18 protein-coding genes are annotated in these 19,782 nt (G+C 62.2%); 4 read left to right on the forward strand and 14 right to left on the reverse strand.

The genetic code is table 11. The annotated features are described in order from the left end of the window. Positions 1 to 45: 45 nt before the first annotated feature. The 8 genes from RlegSU303_RS00105 to RlegSU303_RS00140 form a co-directional block, all read right to left on the reverse strand. Positions 46 to 843 (reverse strand): lysophospholipid acyltransferase family protein, encoded by a 798-nt coding sequence (locus tag RlegSU303_RS00105; protein ID WP_231283338.1) that lies wholly within the window; start codon positions 841 to 843, stop codon positions 46 to 48. 27 nt (positions 844 to 870) lie between these two features. Next, positions 871 to 1,299, reverse strand: a complete 429-nt coding sequence (locus tag RlegSU303_RS00110) for a Fur family transcriptional regulator (RefSeq protein WP_003544875.1) — start codon at positions 1,297 to 1,299, stop codon at positions 871 to 873. An 83-nt stretch (positions 1,300 to 1,382) separates the two neighbouring features. Next, entirely contained in the window at positions 1,383 to 1,883 is a 501-nt protein-coding gene (locus tag RlegSU303_RS00115) for a GNAT family N-acetyltransferase (RefSeq protein WP_205920575.1), read from the reverse strand. Further along, positions 1,880 to 2,542: a tRNA (adenosine(37)-N6)-threonylcarbamoyltransferase complex dimerization subunit type 1 TsaB gene (gene tsaB / locus RlegSU303_RS00120; RefSeq protein WP_231283339.1), complete on the reverse strand. Its 663-nt coding sequence runs from the start codon at positions 2,540 to 2,542 to the stop codon at positions 1,880 to 1,882. Before tsaB ends, RlegSU303_RS00115 begins: the two co-directional genes overlap by 4 nt. Positions 2,543 to 2,630: 88 nt before the next feature. Next, positions 2,631 to 3,197: a NifU family protein gene (locus RlegSU303_RS00125; protein WP_017958704.1), complete on the reverse strand. Its 567-nt coding sequence runs from the start codon at positions 3,195 to 3,197 to the stop codon at positions 2,631 to 2,633. Positions 3,198 to 3,415: 218 nt separating this feature from the next. Then, positions 3,416 to 3,907, reverse strand: a complete 492-nt coding sequence (locus tag RlegSU303_RS00130; RefSeq protein ID WP_003544884.1) for a universal stress protein — start codon at positions 3,905 to 3,907, stop codon at positions 3,416 to 3,418. 128 nt (positions 3,908 to 4,035) lie between these two features. After that, the gene (trpS, locus tag RlegSU303_RS00135) at positions 4,036 to 5,100 is read right to left on the reverse strand and encodes a tryptophan--tRNA ligase (protein WP_231283340.1); all 1,065 of its coding nucleotides are present in this window, start codon (positions 5,098 to 5,100) and stop codon (positions 4,036 to 4,038) included. 130 nt (positions 5,101 to 5,230) lie between these two features. After that, positions 5,231 to 5,629 (reverse strand): VOC family protein, encoded by a 399-nt coding sequence (locus RlegSU303_RS00140; RefSeq protein ID WP_026158477.1) that lies wholly within the window; start codon positions 5,627 to 5,629, stop codon positions 5,231 to 5,233. A 188-nt stretch (positions 5,630 to 5,817) separates the two neighbouring features. Here RlegSU303_RS00140 and RlegSU303_RS00145 point away from each other — a divergent pair, with 188 nt between their 5' ends. Then, complete coding sequence (locus RlegSU303_RS00145) at positions 5,818 to 6,246, forward strand: YcbK family protein (protein ID WP_017958707.1); 429 nt, start codon at positions 5,818 to 5,820, stop codon at positions 6,244 to 6,246. A gap of 82 nt (positions 6,247 to 6,328) precedes the next feature. Here the strand turns inward: RlegSU303_RS00145 and RlegSU303_RS00150 are convergent, their stop codons facing one another. Continuing rightward, on the reverse strand, positions 6,329 to 6,922 hold the full coding sequence (locus RlegSU303_RS00150) for a TetR/AcrR family transcriptional regulator (RefSeq protein ID WP_017958708.1): 594 nt from the start codon (positions 6,920 to 6,922) through the stop codon (positions 6,329 to 6,331). Positions 6,923 to 7,030: 108 nt separating this feature from the next. On the opposite strand from RlegSU303_RS00150, the gene RlegSU303_RS00155 reads away from it, so the two are divergent. Next, positions 7,031 to 8,011, forward strand: a complete 981-nt coding sequence (locus RlegSU303_RS00155; protein ID WP_231283341.1) for an NAD-dependent epimerase/dehydratase family protein — start codon at positions 7,031 to 7,033, stop codon at positions 8,009 to 8,011. 175 nt (positions 8,012 to 8,186) lie between these two features. Then, positions 8,187 to 8,591, forward strand: a complete 405-nt coding sequence (locus tag RlegSU303_RS00160; RefSeq protein ID WP_017958710.1) for a nuclear transport factor 2 family protein — start codon at positions 8,187 to 8,189, stop codon at positions 8,589 to 8,591. A 20-nt stretch (positions 8,592 to 8,611) separates the two neighbouring features. Here RlegSU303_RS00160 and murJ read toward each other — a convergent pair whose 3' ends face one another. The 4 genes from murJ to mutS all read right to left on the reverse strand — a co-directional run bounded on the left by murJ (position 8,612) and on the right by mutS (position 16,273). After that, complete coding sequence (gene murJ / locus RlegSU303_RS00165; protein ID WP_065281975.1) at positions 8,612 to 10,192, reverse strand: murein biosynthesis integral membrane protein MurJ; 1,581 nt, start codon at positions 10,190 to 10,192, stop codon at positions 8,612 to 8,614. Between the two features lie 24 nt (positions 10,193 to 10,216). Next, the gene (locus RlegSU303_RS00170; protein WP_131619532.1) at positions 10,217 to 13,123 is read right to left on the reverse strand and encodes a [protein-PII] uridylyltransferase; all 2,907 of its coding nucleotides are present in this window, start codon (positions 13,121 to 13,123) and stop codon (positions 10,217 to 10,219) included. A 135-nt stretch (positions 13,124 to 13,258) separates the two neighbouring features. Then, complete coding sequence (locus RlegSU303_RS00175) at positions 13,259 to 13,534, reverse strand: hypothetical protein (RefSeq protein WP_017958713.1); 276 nt, start codon at positions 13,532 to 13,534, stop codon at positions 13,259 to 13,261. Between the two features lie 12 nt (positions 13,535 to 13,546). Beyond that, entirely contained in the window at positions 13,547 to 16,273 is a 2,727-nt protein-coding gene (gene mutS, locus RlegSU303_RS00180; RefSeq protein WP_131719548.1) for a DNA mismatch repair protein MutS, read from the reverse strand. Between the two features lie 113 nt (positions 16,274 to 16,386). Between mutS and RlegSU303_RS00185 the strand changes: the two genes are divergently transcribed. Continuing rightward, a complete protein-coding gene (locus RlegSU303_RS00185) occupies positions 16,387 to 18,669 on the forward strand; it encodes an NADP-dependent malic enzyme (RefSeq protein WP_131719549.1) in 2,283 nt (760 codons plus the stop codon). Between the two features lie 152 nt (positions 18,670 to 18,821). On the opposite strand, the gene RlegSU303_RS00190 is transcribed toward RlegSU303_RS00185, so the two are convergent. Then, positions 18,822 to 19,700: a GNAT family N-acetyltransferase gene (locus RlegSU303_RS00190; RefSeq protein WP_017958720.1), complete on the reverse strand. Its 879-nt coding sequence runs from the start codon at positions 19,698 to 19,700 to the stop codon at positions 18,822 to 18,824. Positions 19,701 to 19,782 lie beyond the last annotated feature (82 nt).

Here is a 19,782-nt window from a genome sequence, read left to right on the forward strand (position 1 = left end):
AGGGCCTTTCCTGGTCAGATTGCTGCAATTTGACCAGGAAAGGCCCTAGGAGATTTCCCGCCCGCGCAGGCGGCTGTTCAGGAGGTTGCGGATGCGCATGGCGATGGTCGCGCTCACCTCCTTGCGGCTGGTCTCGGCGCGGTAATCCACCGCCTCGCCGAAGGAAACCTCGGCGTCGATGGCGCCGCAGCGCACGATGTCAATGAGATGCGGCAGCAGCTCGATATCACCCGGCCAGGCGGCGAGCGGCCGATGATAGCGCCCCATGGCGATGCCGTGCACCCTGGTATAGGCAACAGCCACCGGCTGCACCACGACCGTTCCCGTCGGTGAATAAGGCACAGCCATCGCGGCGGCGCCGAACAGCGACGACTTGACCTCCAGCAGCCGGTTCCCATCCGAGGTCGTGCCTTCAGGAAAGAGTACGACGATCTCGCCGTCGGCCATGCGTCCGGCGATCTCGTTTGCCTGGTGGCCGGTCTTGCGCCGCTCCTCGCGCACGACGAAGACGCTCTTCTGCAGCTTGGCGAGCGTGCCGAAGATCGGCCAGTCGCTCACCTCGATCTTGGCGATGAAGGCGACGTCGGCAACGGCCGACAACACCATGATATCAAGCCAGGAGGAATGGTTGGAACAGAGCATCAGCGGCCGGCGATCTTCCAGCTTGCCCGTCACGCGGACACGGATGCCGAGGCAATAGCAGACGATCCGGTGCCAGACGCGCGGAAGCCGGCGCCGCAGCCGCCAGTCGAACCGCAGCGCCACCAACTGCAGCGGCATGAGCACGATGCTGACGGCAAGGATGACGACCGCGGCGGAGGCGATGCGCAGCCAGGCGATCAAATGCTGGTCTCCCGGGCGGCCATTGCTTCAGAGATCTTCTTTCTTCAGCGGGACGCCGTAGAGTTCCAGCCGGTGGTCGACCAGCCGGAAGCCGTGCTCGCGGGCGATGCGCTCCTGCAGCGCCTCGATCTCCGGCGAGCGGAATTCGATGACCGTGCCGGTCTTCAGGTCGATGAGATGGTCGTGGTGTTCTTCCGGCACCGTTTCGTAGCGCGAGCGCCCGTCGCGGAAGTCGTGGCGGGCGATAATGCCGGCATCCTCGAACAGTTTCACGGTGCGATAGACGGTCGAGATCGAGATCTTCGCATCGACTTTCACCGAGCGGCGGTAGAGTTCTTCGACGTCGGGATGGTCTTCCGAGTCTTCCAGGATGCGCGCGATCACGCGGCGCTGCTCGGTCATGCGCATGCCGCGTTCGGTGCAAAGCTCCTCAAGGGTCTTGGCTACATCAGTCATCGCCGGCCTATAGAGATATTCGTGTTTCGACAACGCCGCTGGGGCATTTGCGCCGGCCTGCATGTTATCTCGCTGCCAGGGAACTACCGAAGAACGCGCTTCATGACAAGCGCCGTGGAGAGGGCGCCGTTTTCTTGTCTGTAGTAACCCTGACGTTCGCCGACCTTTTCGAAGCCGAGCTTGCGGTAGAGGCCAAGCGCTGCCGTATTGCCGTTGTCGACCTCGAGAAACATGCTCTCGCCGCCGCGCGACCGCGCTTCCCGCATCGCCGCCTGCATCAGTCGCCAGCCAAGTCCGGCACGGGCGACCTTCGCCTGCACGGCAATCGTCAGGATCTCCGCCTCGCCGGCGACATGGCGGGCGAGAATGAACCCCGGAAGCGGCTTTTTCAGGATGGCATTGGTCTGGCGCGCGACGAAGCCGAAGACGGTATCCTGCATCAGCAGCCCGTGAAATTCACCGTCGCCCCAGGGCCGGGCGAACCGCTCGCCGTGCAGGGCGGCAACATCGCGGCAATCCTCGCGCTCCATGGCGATGATCTCGAATTCCGGTTTCAGCGTCAGATAGCTTTCCAGCATCGTCATACTCGTCGCGCAATCGCGTACCCGGCCTGCGGCTTGGCATCGGGTCCGCGCAGATAAAGGGGCTTCGGCTTTCCGGCATCGGGGGAGGCGGCAGCGCCCAGGCGCGCCACGACGGAGATTGGATACCTGTTGGTGTGATCGCCGAAGGCGTCGGCCTTGAGGAGCGGCGTCGCCGAACCGGTAATCTCGCCGTCGAAGCCGGCGGCAAAAACCTGCGCTTCCGCAACGCTGACTGCCCGTGGCGCGTCGAGGGGCGAACCGTCGGCGGCGAAGGACTGGAGATAGATTTCGTCCCGCTTGGCATCCATCGCCGCCAGCACGGCGCGATGAGGCGTCTTGTCGCGCTGGGCTGATGCCATGACCTGGAGCGTGGTGACGCCGACGGCCGGCACATTGAGGGAAAGCGCAAAACCGCGGGCTGCGGCAATGCCGACGCGGATACCGGTAAAGGAGCCGGGACCGATGGTGACGGCAAGGCGCTCGACATCCGAAAGGGCCAGTCCCGCCTGATCGAGTGCGCGATCGACGATACCAATCAGATGTTCAGCATGCCCCTTGCCGATCATGTCCGATGCCTCCCCCAGCACCGTATCCCTGCCGCTGTCATAGACGGCGGCAGCGCAGTCCACACCTGCCGTGTCGAGCGCCAGAATGATCATGCCATCAATTTCCGAATAAACCAGTGTCGCCTATCGATAAACCCGTTCGGCCGAACCTGAGATGAACGGCTGGACGAATTCAAGATTTTTAAGCGGCAATCACTTCCTGCACTTCCGGAACGAAATGGCGCAGCAGGTTCTGGACGCCGTGCTTCAGCGTTGCCGTCGAAGACGGGCAGCCGGCGCAGGAACCCTTCATGTTCAGATAGACCTTGCCATCCTTGAAGCCGCGGAAGGTGATGTCGCCGCCATCCTGGGCAACGGCCGGGCGTACGCGGGTCTCCAGAAGCTCCTTGATGGTCAGCACGATCGATTCATCGCCTTCGTCGAAGAATTCGTCGCCGGCATCGGCGTCTTCGGAAAGGATGGAGGCATCGCCCATGACCGGCTTGCCGGACATGAAGTGCTCCATGATCGAGCCTAATATAGCCGGCTTAAGATGCTGCCAGTCGGCATTATCCTTGGAGACGGAAATGAAATCATAGCCGAAATAGACGCCGGTGACGCCGGATATTTCGAACAGGCGGGCAGCGAGCGGCGAAGCTTGAGCTTCTTCGGCGCTGCGGAACTCGGCCGTGCCGTTTTCCATTACCACCTTGCCCGGCAGGAACTTCTGCGTGGCGGGGTTCGGCGTGGCTTCGGTCTGAATGAACATCTGATTCTCCATGCGGCCGGCCCATGGTCTCGGCCGTCTTTAGAATTCTTCAAAAGAAGATAAGCCGATTGACGGCTCTAATCAAGAGACTTGTACTCAAGAAATGCTAGAACAGGATGATTTTAGGCCCGTTGGCCTAAAATCTGAATCCTGTTCTACATTATATAGTTAGAGCATGATGTCGTCCGAAAACCGCTCATACTTTTCGGCATCATGCTCTAGCAAAGGGCGTCGATTTCCTCGTTGGTCAGCGTATCCGGCAGCACGGTGACCGGGATCGGAAACGCCGCCGCGCGACCGGCAACCGAGGAAACCAGCGGCCCTGGACCTTCCTTCGCCGAACCGGCGGCCAGAACCAGGATCGCTACATCGCGGTCTTCCTCGATCACGGCGTTGATCTGTTCGGCAGCGCCGCCCTCGCGGATGACGACCTCGGGCTCGATGCCGATGGTCTCGCGCACGATCTGGGCGATCTTGGCAACCACCGCCTCGGCCTCCTCACGCGCTTCGGCCCGCATGATCTCTTCGACGCCGAGCCATTGCTGGAAATCCCCGTCGGGGATTACGTAGAGCAGCACCAGCCCGCCATTGGAATTCTTCGCGCGCCGGCCGGCATAATGAACGGCGCGTTGGCATTCGGGTGTACCGTCGATCACCGCCATGAATTTGCGGCGATGACCTTCGAGCCGTGAGAGTCGCTTCGATACCATGGCGCGGACTCTGACACCCGAAGCGGAAAATTTGCAAGTCCAGTTTTTCCTCTTCCCCTCGCGGAAGATTCTCTTCTCCCCCAGGGGAGGGCCCCCTCTCCCGCGACAGGGAGAAGAGGAGATCTATCTCAATAGAGGAAGCCGATGACGTCGCGCACCTGGCGCATGGTCACCTCAGCGCGTGCCCTGGCGCGTTCGCCGCCCTTGCGCAGGATCGCGTCGATATGGCTGGTATCGCCCATCAGCCGGCGCATTTCGCCGGTGATCGGCGCGAGCACGTTGATTGCCAGGTCGACCAGCGCCGGCTTGAAGACGGAGAATTGCTGACCGCCGAATTCGGCGAGCACGTCTGCCTTCGACTTGTCGGCGAGTGCGGCATAGATCGCCACCAGATTGTCGGCTTCCGGGCGTCCCTGCAGCCCGTCGATCTCGCTCGGCAAACCGTCCGGATCGGTCTTGGCCTTGCGGATCTTCTTCGAGATCGCGTCCTCGTCGTCCATCAGGTTGATGCGCGAGAGATCGGAGGGGTCCGACTTCGACATTTTCTTGGTGCCGTCGCGCAGCGACATGACGCGCGGCGCCGGGCCGCCGATCAACGGCTCGACCATCGGGAAATAGGCATGCACCGGCTCGTTGCCGACGGTGATGTCGACGCCGTAGCCGGTCCTGCTGATATGCTCGGCATAGTCGAGGTTGAACTTCATCGCGATGTCGCGGGCAAGCTCCAAATGCTGCTTCTGGTCCTCACCAACAGGCACATGGGTGGCGCGATAGACGAGAATGTCGGCGGCCATCAGGCTCGGATAGGCGTAGAGCCCGAGCGAGGCCTGCTCGCGGTCCTTGCCGGCCTTGTCCTTGAACTGCGTCATCCGGTTCATCCAGCCGACGCGGGCGACGCAGTTGAAGATCCAGGCGAGTTCGGCATGCTGCGGCACGGCCGACTGATTGAAGACGATATGTTTTTCCGGATCGATGCCGGCGGCGATGAAGGCGGCGGCGATCGAGCGCGTCTGGCTCGGCATGTCCTCATGCACGAGCTGGGCGGTGAGCGCATGCATGTCGACGACGCAGTAGATGCAGTCATTGCCTTCCTGCAGCGCCACGAACCGGCGGATCGCGCCGAGATAATTGCCGAGATGCAGATTGCCGGTCGGCTGCACGCCGGAGAATACGAGTTTCTTGAATTCGCTCATGTCGTCCTCAATAGGCTGGTGGAGGGCCCACGCTGTCACAGTTTAAATTGCTGCAGAATGCAGCAGGGCTTTTCGCCCATCTTGTTAACGCCGCGGCTTATGCACGGGCAATCGGTCGCAATCAAGGGGTTCAGGCGGCAGTGTGCTGGATCAAATCGAAAGTGTTGCCGTAGGGATCCGCAAACACCGCCACCGTGCCGTAGGCCTCGTGACGCGGCTCTTCCAGAAAGCGCACGCCGACTGCCAGCATCGCGGCATGGTCGCGGGCGAAATCGTCGGTCTTCAGAAAGAAGCCGACACGCCCGCCGGTCTGATTGCCGATGGCCGCGCGCTGCGTCTCGTCTGCCGCCTGCGCCAGCAGAAAGGCGGCTCCATCCCCACCCTTCGGCTTCACCACCACCCAGCGCTTGCCCTCCGGCTGCAGCTCGTCCTGCAGGCAGTCGAAACCGAGACCATTGCAGTAAAAAGCCTTGGCGCGGTCGTAATCGTCGACCACGAGGGTGACGAGAAAAAGAGACTGGATCGTCATGTGCTGCCTCGCGTTTGAGATGTTTATTCCAGTTGTGAGCGGCAATTCTCCGGATTTTAAGCCGAATTGATCAACTGCCTTACTCACAATTGAGTATAAAATTTCACAAAAAAGCTTTTTTTGAACCGAAAATCCTGCGCCTGGTGCCGGCGCCGTTGGGGTCGCTGGGATAGCCGATCGGAGCGACCATGCAGAACGCAATTTTGCTCGCCATGGCAGGCCTTTTCGCCCTACAATCAGCAACGGCTGCCGTCGGTCAAGACATGAAAAGGCATGCCATTCATCTTCCAAAACCTCAGGCACGTCTCGCCTACACGGTCCAGACCGTCAGCGTTCGTGCCAGCTGCTTTCCGGGGCGCCTGCGTGCGGTCCTGTCGCATATTGCTGCGAAGACCGGCCGACGCCCGGTGATAACCTCGGGCCACAGGCCGCATCCCCGCCGCCACGGGTCCCTGCACGGGAAGTGTCTGGCGGCCGACATCAGGATACCCGGCCTGTCGGAGCGCACGATCATTGCTGCCGCAAGAAGCGCGCCGGGCATCGGCGGCATCGGCAGCTATTGCAACGGCATCATCCATGTCGACGTCGGACCGCAGCGACGATGGGTGGATTGCTGAGGAATCATGCGGTCCGCTTTTTCCCATTCCGGTTTAAGGATCGCCGATTCAGTGGCGGCGAAAAGACCTGCCGCGACCAATTCTATTGGCCGCTCCGCGGCGTCACCGCCACCCGCAAGAGGCGCATGAATAGTTTTGTATCGTCATCGAGGCTGGAGCCATTCCATTGCGCGTGTTTGATCCCGTCCATTGCAGCCATCATGATATTGGCCAGTTGATGAGGCGAGGCCTGCAGTGGTTCGAGATCGATTTCCTTGGCTTCCGCAGCGGCATTCAGCGTCTGTGTCAGCATAGTCAATAGCCGTGTCCGCGCGTCGAGCGTGATATCCGCAGCCAAGGCCATATTGGCGGCAAACAGTTCCTCTGCATCGGAACTGCCGCCAAAAGGGGCGATTAACTCCCGCTGAAACACTGCTATGGCCATTTCCATGCGGTCAAACGCGTTCCCCTGTCCTGCCAGAGCCGCTCCCACCTCATCCAATGCGCGAGTATGCGCCCGCATCGAGCCGGCTCGGAAAAGCTCTTCCTTGCTGTTGAAACTCAGATAGAGCGATGCTCGCGAAATACCTGCGGCGCGCGCAATGTCGGCCATGGACGTCTTGCGAAAGCCGAAACGCACGAACACCGGCAGGGCGGCATCCAGGATTTGGGCGATTTTTCGATCAGTCTGCGTCATTTGGACAGACTGGCATTTTGTGACCATTCTGTCAAAAGACGAGTAGACAAATAATGTATATCTGTCTAAGTCGATGAAGGCGCATCGGTGCGCAGTCAGGAGATACCCATGAGTATCACGTCAGATAATTCTAATGGCGCCAACGTACTGGTGACCGGCATTGGCGGATTTCTCGCAGGCCACATTGCCTTGCAGTTGCTCAAGCAGGGGTATCGGGTCAGAGGAAGCCTGCGCAGCATCGGTACAAGCGCTGCGACGGTCGGTCTGCTTGGAGCGCACACTGACGGGCAACTGCAAAACCTCAGTCTGGTGCAGGCCGATCTTGATAGCGATGGCGGTTGGGCTGCGGCTGTCGAAGGATGCGACTATGTCATTCACACCGCATCGCCTTTCCCTCCGGGATATCCTGAAAATGCGAATGCACTGATCCAGACAGCCCGCGACGGTGCGTTGCGCGTGCTTCGCGAGGCGCATCGGGCACAAGTCAAACGTGTGGTTCTGACATCCTCCATAGCTGCCACCAACCATGGCGACGGGCAGGCGCCCTTTACCGAAGAGAATTGGACCGACCCGGAAAGCCCGCGGGCGACGCCCTATTACAAATCCAAGACGCTGACTGAGCGGGCCGCCTGGGCCTTTGCTCATGAAGTCGGGCTCGATCTGGCCGTGATCAATCCAAGCACGATCCTCGGGCCGTTGCTCGGGCCGAATTTCGGGACGTCTGTTGGATTGATCCACCATTTGATGACGGGACGATTCAACGGTATCCCGCGCTTTGGCTTCGGTTTTTCTGGCTCAAGGACCTTGTGGCCATTCTTGCTCATTCCTTTCCGGACCATGCCTCCCGCCTGCCGTCACGCGAAGTCTCTGACGAGATCGTCAGGGTCATGGCGCAATCCGACCCCGATGCACGAACCATTGTTCACGAGCTCAATCGCGACCTCAGTGTCAGTGCAGCAAAAGCCCACCGCGTCCTCGGGTGGCGCTCACGTCCAGATGAGCAATGCATCCGCGCCAGCGCCCAAAGCCTCATCGACTTGGGATTGGTGCCGACCTCGAATGGAGAACCGACAACGCGACGGCCAGTGACTGCATCATAGTCGCCGCCTATGCCGAGAGAATTAACCGATCCTTGGAACAGGATGATTTTAGGCCGGTCAGCCCGAGATAGATCCTGTTACAAATCAAATTGTTAGAGCACGATGTCGCCCGAAAGCCGCTGAGGCTTTCGGCATCATGCTCCAGCTTCAATTGGAGAACGGACATGACAATCCTGACCGTCGACGCATCCCAATCGGCCAGCGAGGCCAACCTTCTTCGCGAAACGGAGCGCGCGAGGCTGCGTGCCCTGATCAACGCCGATATGCTTCGAGCACGGCAGCTTCACGCTCCGGACTTCCAGCTGATAACGCCGATCGGTGCCACGCTTTCAAAGGAAGAATATCTGGGTGCGATCGCCTCCGGGCAGATCAAATACCTGACCTGGCAGCCCGCTGACATTGCCGTGCGGCTTTATGACGGTGTCGCCGTTCTTCGGTATCGCGCTCAGCTGGAGGTCGTCTTCGGCGGCCACAAAGTCGCCCTCAACGACTACTGGCACACCGACACTTATGAGCGGCATGACGAACGATGGATAGTTGTCTGGTCGCAAGCCACAGCCATCAAGTAGCCAGAGTGGTACGACTGGCCTCACCCGTCCTTTGCCGGCGCCGGTTTGCGCTTCAGATTGCGTCGGATCATGCCGAGATTAGCCCCGCCGACCAGGAAAGCGGCGGCGAAATAGATCAGCATGGCGATTGCAATCAGCAGCCCGAGGGTGCCGATCTTGGTGAGAAGCGGCGCGCCGGAAGCAAGCCACGGCGCCCAATATTGCTTGAGGAAGACGATGGCCGCACCCATGACGGCCGCAGCGACGATCAGCAGGGCGGTGCGCTTTGCCAGCGCCCATTCCCATGTCAGGTGGCCACGGCGCAAAAGCGTGGCAAACAGCAGCACGGTGCTGATCCAGCCGGCCGTGGCTTCGGCAACGGCGATGCCGGGCGCGCCCATATAGGGAAAGAGGGTCAGCGCCGTAGCGCAATTGGTCGCAACCGCGATGGCCGAAAAACGCATCGGCGTCTTGGTGTCTTCGCGGGCATAGAAGCCGGGCTGCAGCGCCTTGATCAGCACGAAGGCCGGCAGGCCGATGCCGTAAATCGCCAGGATCGAGCCGACAACGGCGGTGTTTTCCTGATGGAAGGCGCCGCGCTCGTAGAGAACGCGGATGATCTCGTCGGACAGGATCCAGAGCGCGAAGGCGGCGGGGATCGTCAGGAACAGCACGAATTCGATCGAGCGGTTCTGCAGGTTTCCGGCCTCGCGCAGGTTGCCGCCCTTCAGCGCTCGGGCAAGTTCCGGCAGAAGCACCACGCCGACGGCGACGCCGACGACGCCGAGCGGCAGCTGATAGATGCGGTCGGCATATTGCAGCGCTGCGATCGCGCCGTCGCGGGACGACGCAATCGCCTGGCCGATCAGCTGGTTGATCTGGGTGATGCCGCCGGTCACCGCAGCCGGCACCGCCAGGATCAGCAGCCGCTTGACATTCGCAGTCATCTTCGGGAAACGGAAGCCGATGCTCATGCCGGCCGCAAGCACGCCGACATAGACGACGGCGAGCTGCAGGACGCCGGCGGCTAGAACGCCCCAGGAGAGATACCAGGCGGTCGCCAGCGGATCGGCGCCGGTATAGAGCGCATAAAACAGCGCTCCGATCATCACCACGTTGAGGAAGACGGGTGCTATGGCGGCGGCGAAGAAATGATGCAGCGAATTCAGCATGCCGCTCATCATCGCCGTCAGCGACATGCACATCAGATAGGGAAACATCACGGCCGCCATTCGGATCGTGATCGAGAATTTTTCGGGATCGTCGGCAAAGCCCGGCGCGATGACGAAGCGCACCAAGAGCGGCATGGCAAGCTCCATCACGATGGTGATGAGAAGCAGCACCGAAAACAGCACCCCGAACACTTCTTCCGAAAAGCGTTTGGCGCCATCCGTGCCGTTCGCCTCGATCTCTTTGGCAAAGAGAGGCACGAAGGCGGCGTTGAAGGCGCCCTCGGCAAACAGCCGGCGGAAGAGATTCGGAAAGCGGAAGGCGGCGTAAAAGACGTCGGCCATCGGTCCGGTGCCGAGCGCCGCAGCCATCAGTGTTTCGCGGGCGAAGCCGAAGATGCGGCTGCCGAGGGTGGCGCCGCCGACGGTCGCGAATTTCTTGACGAGGCTCATGCGTTTGGGCTCATGCGTTTAGGCTCATATGGGGGAACCGGCCTTCTTGTCGGCGGCGGGCGGGGTCCGGGCGGTGGCGGCGGGTGCGATGATGCCGGAGGGCATGCGCTCGCGCAGCTCGTCTTCTTCCTCGGCCATGACCGCCTTCATCCGGGCGGTGATGTTGGCGCGCTTGCTGTCGCCGGATATTTTCTGGCCGACCAGATCGGTGACGTAGAAGGTGTCGATCACCTTCTCGCCGAATGTGGTGATGCGGGCCGACTGGATGTCGAGCGACAGATCGGAAAGTACGGCGGTGATCTCCGACAGCAGTCCCGGCCGGTCGAGGCATTCGACTTCGATGACCGTGAACTTGTTCGACAGGCTGTTGGTGATGTTGACCGAAGGCGGAATGACGAAGGCCTTGCTCTTCTTGCGGTTGCGCGCGCGCGTGGCGATAACCTCGGGCAGGCGCTTGCGGCCGGACAGCACGTCCTCGATCATCCGGCCGATCGTCGCGGCCCGGCGCAGTTCGTCGGCATCGTCGGTAAATTCGCGGCTGACATGAATCGTGTCGAGCGCCCGTCCGTCCGATGTCGTGAAAATCTGGGCGTCGACGATGTTGGCCCCGGCCGCGGCGCAGGCGCCGGCAATGACGGCGAGCAGCCGCGGATGGTCGGGCGACAGCACGGTGATCTCGGTGATCGCGTGGAAACTGTCGGTACGCACCGTCGTGGCGAGCGCCTGGCCCGCCTTATCCGCCTGGCGGATGAAATGGGCATGGCGGATCTGGTCTTCCAGCGGCACGGAGAGCAGATAGGGCTGGTAGTGCAGCTTGGTATAGATGTTGCGGTCCTTCTGGCTCCAGTCCGCGAGTGCGGCCCGCAGCGCGTCGGCGGCGGCATTGGCCCGCTCCTTGCGGGAGACCTCCGAAAAGCCGCCGGCGAGCAGCAGCTCGGTCTCATAATAGAGCGTGCGCAGCAACTGACCCTTCCAGCCGTTCCACACACCCGGACCGACGGCGCGGATATCGCAGATCGTCAGGATCAAGAGCATCTTCAGCCGGTCGAGAGACTGCACGCGGTCGGCGAAATCGGTGATTGTCTTGCGGTCGGTGAGGTCGCGGGTCTGCGCCACCATCGACATGGTCAGATGTTCTTCGATCAGCCAGACGACGATTTCCGTCTGCTTCTGCGACAGGCCGAAGCGGGCGCAGAGCTTGCGGGCGACGCGGGCCCCGGCGATCGAATGATCCTCCTGGCGGCCCTTGGCAATGTCGTGGAGGAGAACGGCGAGATAAAGCGCCTCGCGGTCTTCGATGCCAGGCATCAGCTTGTTGGCGAGCGGATGCAGGTCCTCGGCGCGCCCCTTGTCGATCTCGGAGAGAGTGTCGACGGTGCGGATCAGATGTTCATCGACCGTATAGTGGTGATACATATTGAATTGCATCATCGCGACGATCTTGCCGAAGTCGGGGATGAAACGGCCGAGCACGCCGGCCTCGTTCATCCGGCGCAGGATGAGCGCCGGGTCGCGTTTCGACGTCAGGATCGACAGGAACAGGCGGTTCGCCTCGTCGTTTTCCCGCAGGTCGTTGTCGATCAAGGCGAGGGAACGGGTGACGCGTTTCAGCGCGTCCGGGTGGAATTCCAGCCCATTGATGTCGGCGACGTGGAAGAGCCGAATGATGTTGACGGGATCGCGCTTGAAGACTTCGGGGTCGGCCAGCGCAATACGGCCGCGGTCTTCGACGAATTCGACGCTGCCGGCGATCTTGCGGTTGCGATGGGTGAAGCGGCTGATGACGCCGGTGAGGCCCGGGATCGACTTCGCCTGCTGGTCTTCAAGTGCGGCGCACAGGATGCGCGTGAGATCGCCGACATCCTTGGCGACGAGGAAATAGTGCTTCATGAAGCGCTCGACGGCCGAAAGGCCCGGGCGGGTGTGATAGCCGAAGGCTTCAGCGATCTCGCGCTGGATATCGAAGGACAGTCGCTCCTCGGCCTTGCCGGTCAGGAAGTGCATGTGGCAGCGCACCGCCCAGAGAAAATCGTCGGCTTTTTCAAGCAGGCGGTATTCGTGCTTGGACAGCACGCCGAGCTTGACCAGCTCCGCCTGGTCGCGCACGTGATAATAATATTTCGAGATCCAGAACAGCGTGTGCAGGTCGCGAAGCCCGCCCTTGCCTTCCTTGACGTTCGGTTCGACGAGATAACGCGTGTCGCCCGCCTTACGGTGGCGCTCGTCGCGCTCGGCCAGCTTGGCAGCGATGAATTCCGGCCCGGTGCCGGTGACGATCTCCTTGTCGAAGCGGGTCTCGAGCTCGGTTTCCAGCCGCTGCAGGCCGCAGATGTAGCGCATTTCCAGGATGGCGGTGCGGATCGTCATGTCGGACTTGGAAAGCGCAATGCATTCCTCCACCGTGCGGGTGGCGTGACCGACCTTGAAGCCCATGTCCCAGAGCACGTAGAGCATGAATTCGACCGCTTTGTGCGTCTCTTCCGCCGGCCTCGGCAGGAAGAGGAACAGCAGGTCGATATCCGAACCGGGCGCCAGCGTGTCGCGGCCGTAGCCGCCGACGGCGGTGACCGCGAACTTGTCCTTCTGCTGCGGAAAGATATGGGCGGTGGCGAAATTGTAGAGGACGGTGGTGATCTGATCCTGCAGCCAGGAAATCCGGTAGGCGCAATTGAGCCCGCCGCCATCGGCCATCAGTGCGGCGCGCGCCTTCTGCCGGCCTTCGATGCTCGCCTTCTTCAGCACCGCCAAAAGATCGGCGCGCAGGACGTCGGGCCGGTTCCGGTTGGCCTCGGCAACGGCGTCACACTGCTTCTGCAGGAGCTCGACGTCGAGGATATTGGAGAAATCGAGGTCGCGCATCGCTGTCGCCGGGGCGGTTTCCTGTTCATGCCGGACTGCCGGTTCACGGCCTGCCGCTTGTTTCGTCTGCATGCGCTATAGCCCCTTTGCCCGGCAATTGACACGGGCCTTCATACTGCAAGAACCTTTAAATTTGGCGAAATGGTGTTGCCAAGCGGCAAGAAGCGAGAGCGCTTTGATGCAAGGCGGGGACTGTTCCCGAAATGCTCAGGCTGCGGCCCGCGCATTCAGCAGATGCAGCACCTGCCGTGTCTCGCGCATGATCTCCTCGAGCGCCTGCCTGTCGCATTCGCGATAGCCGGCCTTGGCAATCGAGGTGCCGAGCTCTGAGATCACAGCGCAGCAGCGGGTGATTTTCAGCATGCCGATCGGCGACGTCCAGCCGCGGGCATTGCGGTCCTTATCGGCGCGCCGCATCGTATCGAGCATGGAGCAGATGAGCGAGAGGCGCTCGGTTTCGCGAACCAGTTTTTCCATGAACATGGCGCGCTACTCCTATTTCAGCTTCTTCTTGAGGTCGTAAAGCGCATCCATGGCCTCGCGCGGCGTCATGTCGTCAAGGCTCATCGCCTTCAGCGCCTCCTCGACCTTGGAAGGTCCGCGAGTCGTTTCCTCGCGGCGCACCGCCACCTGGAAGAGCGGCAGGTCGTCGATCAGCTGGCTCGCCGGGTTCTTACGGTCGGCATCTTCCAAGCGCGTCAGTACATCGCGAGCCCGCGCCACGACCGAGGCCGGAAGCCCGGCAAGGCGGGCGACCTGGATGCCGTAGGAGCGGTCCGCCGCACCCGGCCCGACCTCGTGCAGGAAGATGACGTCGCCGTCCCATTCCTTGACGCGCATCGTCGCGTTCGATAGCCGGCCAAGCTTTTCCGAAAGCACGGTCAGTTCGTGGAAATGCGTGGCGAAGAGGCCGCGGCAGCGGTTGGCCTCATGCAGGTGCTCGACGGCGGCCCAGGCGATCGAAAGACCGTCGAAGGTGGCGGTGCCGCGGCCGATCTCATCGAGGATGACGAGCGAACGGTCGCTCGCCTGGTTGAGGATCGCAGCCGTTTCCACCATCTCGACCATGAAGGTGGAGCGCCCGCGCGCGAGGTCGTCGGAGGCGCCGACACGCGAGAAAAGCCGGTCGACGATGCCGATATGGGCTGATGTCGCCGGCACGAAGGAGCCCATCTGCGCCAGGATCGATATCAGCGCGTTCTGGCGCAGGTAGGTCGACTTGCCGCCCATGTTCGGGCCGGTCAGCAGCCAGATCGCCCCGTCCCTGTCGCCGGTCCTCGGCGAGAGATCGCAATGATTGGCGACGAAGGGGCCGCCCGCCTGCCGCCGCAGCGCCTGCTCGACGACCGGGTGGCGCCCGCCCTCGATGGCAAACATCTTCGAGCCGTCGACCTGCGGGCGGCAATAGGCCTGCTCCTCGGCGAGAAGCGCCAGGCTTGCGGCGACGTCGATGACGGCAAGCGCCCGGGCGCCCGCTTTGATCGCCTCGGCTTCGGCAACGACGGCCGTTGTCATCCTGTCGAAGGCTTCGAGCTCGATCGTCAGCGCCTGGTCGGCGGCATTGGCGATGCGGCTTTCGAGGTCGGCAAGTTCGGTCGTGGTGAAGCGCATCGCGTTCGCCATCGTCTGGCGGTGGATGAAGCGGGCCTTCGCGTCCGCCGTCTCCGTCATCGGCGAGGCATTGCCGGCGGTGACTTCGATGAAATAGCCGAGCACGTTGTTGTGCTTGATCTTCAGCGACCGGATGCCGGTCTCCTCGGCATATTGCAGTTGCAGGCCGGCGATGACGCGACGCGACTGGTCGCGCAGCGCCCGGACTTCGTCGAGCTCGGCGCTGGCGCCGTCGCGCAGGAAGCCGCCATCGCGCTTCAACAGCGGCAATTCGTCGGCGAGCGTTTCGGCGAGCAGTTTTTCCAGGGCCGCGGGAAGGGCCTGCAGCCCGGATAGCGCTTGGCCGAGCTCTTCGGGCAGCATCGCCTTGCCGAGCATCGCCGCAACTCCGCTCGCCGCGTCAAGACCTTGGCGTATCGCTGAGAGATCGCGCGGGCCGCCGCGGTCGAGCGCCAGGCGCGACAGGGCGCGCGGCATGTCGGGCACATGTTTCAGCGTGTCGCGCAGATTGCCGCAGAGCAGGGGTTCGTCGATCAGGAAGCCGATCGAATCGAGCCGCGCATTGATGCGAGCAGGGTCGGTCAGCGGCGACATCAGCCGCTCGGCAAGAAGCCTGGCGCCGCCGCCGGTAACGGTGCGGTCGATCGCCTTCAACAGCGAACCGTTGCGATCGCCGGATAGCGTGCGGGCAAGTTCGAGATTGGCGCGGGTGGCTGGGTCGATGAACAGCGTCGAAGCCGCACTTTCCCGCTCCGGCTTTCCAAGCGGTGGCCGCTCGGCGATCTGCGTCTTCTCGACATAGGCGACGGCTGCCGCTGCGGCCGCAAGTTCGGCGCGCGAGAAGGTGCCGAAGCCGTCGAGCGTCGCGACGCCGAAATACCGCGCGATCCGGCCTTCCGCGCTGGCGCTGTCGAAGAGCACGGAAGGCTGCGGCACGGCTATGCGGCCGAGCACGTCGAAGACCGGCTTGAGTTCGGGATCGTGAAACATCGTGTCGGGCAGGATGAGCTCGCGCGGATCGATGCGCAGGATATCGGCAAGGAGCCGCGAGGCTTCGGTCTCGGCAAGCCGGAAGACGCCTGTGGAAATATCGATCCAGGCAAGCGCCAGCAAAGCCTCGCCGCTGGCGCGAATGCGGGTCAGCGCCATCAGATAGTTGGATTCCGAGGGCGAAAGCAGCTTTTCCTCGGTGATCGTGCCTGGAGTGACGAGGCGCACGACGTCGCGCTTGACGACGGATTTTCCGCCGCGTTTTTTCGCTTCCGCGGGATCTTCGACCTGCTCGCAGACGGCGACGCGGAAGCCGAGTGAAATCAGCTTCTGCAGATAATCGTCGGCTGCATGCACCGGAACGCCGCACATCGGAATATCCTGGCCCATGTGCTGGCCGCGCTTGGTCAGCGTGATACCGAGCGCGCGTGAGGCTTCCAGCGCATCCTCAAAGAACAGCTCGTAGAAGTCGCCCATGCGATAGAACAGAAGCGAACCCGGATTGTTCGCCTTGATCTCGATATATTGCTCCATCATCGGCGTCGCCGAGGCACGGCTTTCCGCCGTGGCGAGCTCGGCCGCCGAAAAGGCTTCATTCCCTGTGTCTATTCGTGCGTTCACGGAGGTGGCGTTTTTCCCAAAAAAACAGGTGCCAACCCTATCCGCGCGCCGCTATAGATGACAACAGCATTTGAGGAAGAGCAAAGCGTCGCCCACAGGACGTTGGAGGATTTATGCCCGATATCGATAAGAAGGACCGGCCGGTGACCTCAGTTACCGACCAGGAGGCGCTCGATTTTCACGCAATGGGCCGGCCTGGCAAGCTGGAGATCAACCCGACCAAGCCGATGGCGACGCAACGCGACCTCTCGCTTGCCTATTCGCCGGGTGTTGCCGTGCCCGTCAAGGCGATCGCCGCCGATCCGCAGACAGCCTACGATTATACCGCGCGCGGCAATATGGTTGCCGTCATTTCCAACGGCACGGCGATCCTCGGTCTCGGCAATCTCGGCGCGCTGGCGTCCAAGCCGGTCATGGAAGGCAAGGCGGTGCTGTTCAAGCGCTTCGCCGATGTCGATTCCATCGACCTCGAGATCGATACGGAAAATGTCGACGAGTTCATCAACTGCGTGCGCTTCCTCGGTCCCTCCTTCGGCGGCATCAACCTCGAGGATATCAAGGCGCCGGATTGTTTCGTCATCGAAAGCCGGCTGCGCGAGCTGATGGACATTCCGGTGTTCCATGACGACCAGCATGGTACGGCGATCATCGCCGCCGCCGGCCTGATCAACGCGCTGGAGCTGACCGGCCGCGACCTGAAGACGACGAAGCTCGTCTGCAACGGCGCGGGTGCGGCGGCGATCGCCTGCGTCGAACTCATCAAGGCAATGGGTTTTGCGCCTGAGAACGTCATCCTCTGCGACACCAAGGGCGTCATCTACCAGGGCCGCACCGAGGGCATGAACCAGTGGAAATCGGCACATGCGGCAAAGACCGACACGCGCACGCTGGAAGAGGCGATGAAAGGCGCAGACGTCGTTTTCGGCCTGTCGCAGAAGGGCGCGTTTTCGGCCGAGATGATCCGGTCGATGGCGGAGCGGCCGATCATCTTCGCCATGGCCAATCCCGATCCCGAGATCACCCCGGAAGAGGTGGCCCGCATCCGCGACGACGCCATCATGGCGACCGGCCGTTCGGACTATCCGAACCAGGTCAACAACGTCCTCGGCTTTCCCTATATCTTCCGCGGCGCTCTCGATGTCCGCGCCTCCACAATCAACGACGCTATGAAGATCGCCGCCGTCAACGCGTTGGCAAATCTTGCCCGCGAGGACGTGCCCGATGACGTCGTTGCCGCCTATCAGGGCAACCGGCCGCGTTTCGGCTCGCAATATATCATCCCCGTTCCCTTCGATCCGCGCCTGATCTCGGCGATCCCGGTCGCGGTCGCGCAAGCCGCGATCGAAAGCGGCGTCGCCCGCAAGGTCATCACCGACATGGCCGGTTATGCCCGCGAGCTTTCGGCGCGCCGCGATCCGATCGCCTCGACGCTAGCCAGCCTTTACGAGCGCGTCCGCCGCCGTCCGAAGCGCATCGTCTTTGCCGAGGCCGAGGAAGAACAGGTCCTGCGTGCGGCCATGTCCTACGCCAACCAGCAGCTCGGCACCGCCATCCTGCTCGGCCGCGAGGACCTGATCCGGGCGACGGCGGAACGTGCCGGCATCGATCTCAACCGGCCGGGCCTCGAAATCGTCAATGCCCGGCTTTCGACCCGGGTCGAGGCCTATATCGACTATCTCTATGCCCGGCTGCAGCGGCACGGTTATCTCCACCGCGACGCCCAGCGGCTGATCCATAACGACCGCAACCACTTCGCAGCCACCATGGTGGCGCTCGGCGATGCCGACGGCATGGTGACGGGCATCACCCGCAATTATTCGACGGCACTCGAGGATGTGCGCCGCTGCATCGACGAGAAGCCGGGCCACCGCGTCATCGGCGTGTCGCTGGCGCTTTGCCGCGGCCGCACGGTCTTTGTTGCCGATACCGCGGTGCACGACATGCCGACGGCCGAGGAGCTTGCCGATATCGCCGAAGAGGCCGCCGGTCTGGCGCGGCGCATGGGTTATTCGCCGCGGGTCGCCATGCTGGCCTATTCCACCTTCGGCCATCCCTCGGGCGAACGTTCCGAGCGGGTGCGCGAGGCGGTGAAGATCCTCGACAAGCGCCGCGTCGATTTCGAATATGACGGCGAGATGGCGGCCGACGTCGCTCTGAACCGCAAGGTGATGGAGCAATATCCCTTCTGCCGCCTTTCCGGCCCGGCCAACGTGCTCGTCATGCCGGCTTTCCACTCGGCCTCGATCTCGACCAAGATGCTGCAGGAGCTCGGGGGCTCCACGGTGATCGGCCCGATCCTCGTCGGTCTCGACAAGCCGGTGCAGATCACCTCGATGGGTGCCAAGGACAGCGACATCGTCAATATGGCTGCGATCGCCGCCTACGGGGCGGGCTAGTAGTCTTCCTCGCCTATAACAGAGATATGTGCTCGGCGAGCAGCGCGTCCGCCGGGCACATATTTTTCGGTGATTGAGACATGAGCGGGAGTTCAATTCGGCCTGGGGGACCGACAAGACCGACCCCTCATCGCTGCTTCGTCTGAATCATCCTAGCTCGCGAAGCGGCCGGCGTCGGCGCCGTAATAATTCAGATAACGGTCCGAAATGCTGGAGATCGGCAGCACGATCAGCACGTCGGTCGTGTTGAAGGCATGATCAACGACCGCGTGGGAGCCCACCATCGCACCGAGGCGCAGATAGCCCTTGATCAGCGGCGGCAGAGCCATCAGCGCCCGCTTCGGGTTGATGGCCTCGACCGGCATCAGGTCCATGTTGCGGGCCAGATGCGGCAGGGCGCCGACGGCCCATTCGTTCTTCGCCAGCACATTGTGGTAGAGGAAGGACAGCGCCAGCGCGTGGCTTTCGAGATAGACGCCGGGGAAAGAGGCGCAGCCGAACATGGCGCTGACGCCGTGCTTCAGCGCGTAGGCCCAGTTGCCCTGCCACAGGAGCTCGACGGTGCGCTTGGTGCGGTATTCCGGCAGCACGCAGGAGCGGCCGAGCTCCATGAAGCGCTTGTCCGGATGTTTGGCGATGAGGCCTTCGATTTCGAATTCGGAAGCCGAGTAAAAACCGCCATTGGCGATGGCGACATCCTGACGCAGCAGACGGTAGGTGCCGACGATCTGGTCTTCCGGGTCGCCCTCGATCGAGCGGTCGAGCACGAGAAGATGATCGCAGACAGCGTCATAGGCATCGACATCGCGCTGGCGGCGCATGGCGTCCAGCGGCAGCTGCGCCTTCATTTCGTCGACGAAAACGCGGTAACGCACGGCCTGGGCGGCATCGATCTCGCGTGCCGTGCGGGCAAGGCGGGTCTCCAGATTGCCGATGCGGCCGAGGATATCGCCGTCCTTCTGTACAGCAGCCGTCGAGGGCCGTGCAGCCTCCGCCGTGGTGTCACGATTCAGGATGTCGATGGCGGACATGACGATTCTCCCGTTGCCGGCTTATCGACGCCATAAAACACTTCTCTACGACAGGAAAGTGACATTTTGAATTTCCAGGCGC

Source organism: Rhizobium sp. SU303 (genome assembly GCF_021052345.1).
Classification (GTDB): Bacteria; Pseudomonadota; Alphaproteobacteria; order Rhizobiales; family Rhizobiaceae; genus Rhizobium; species Rhizobium laguerreae.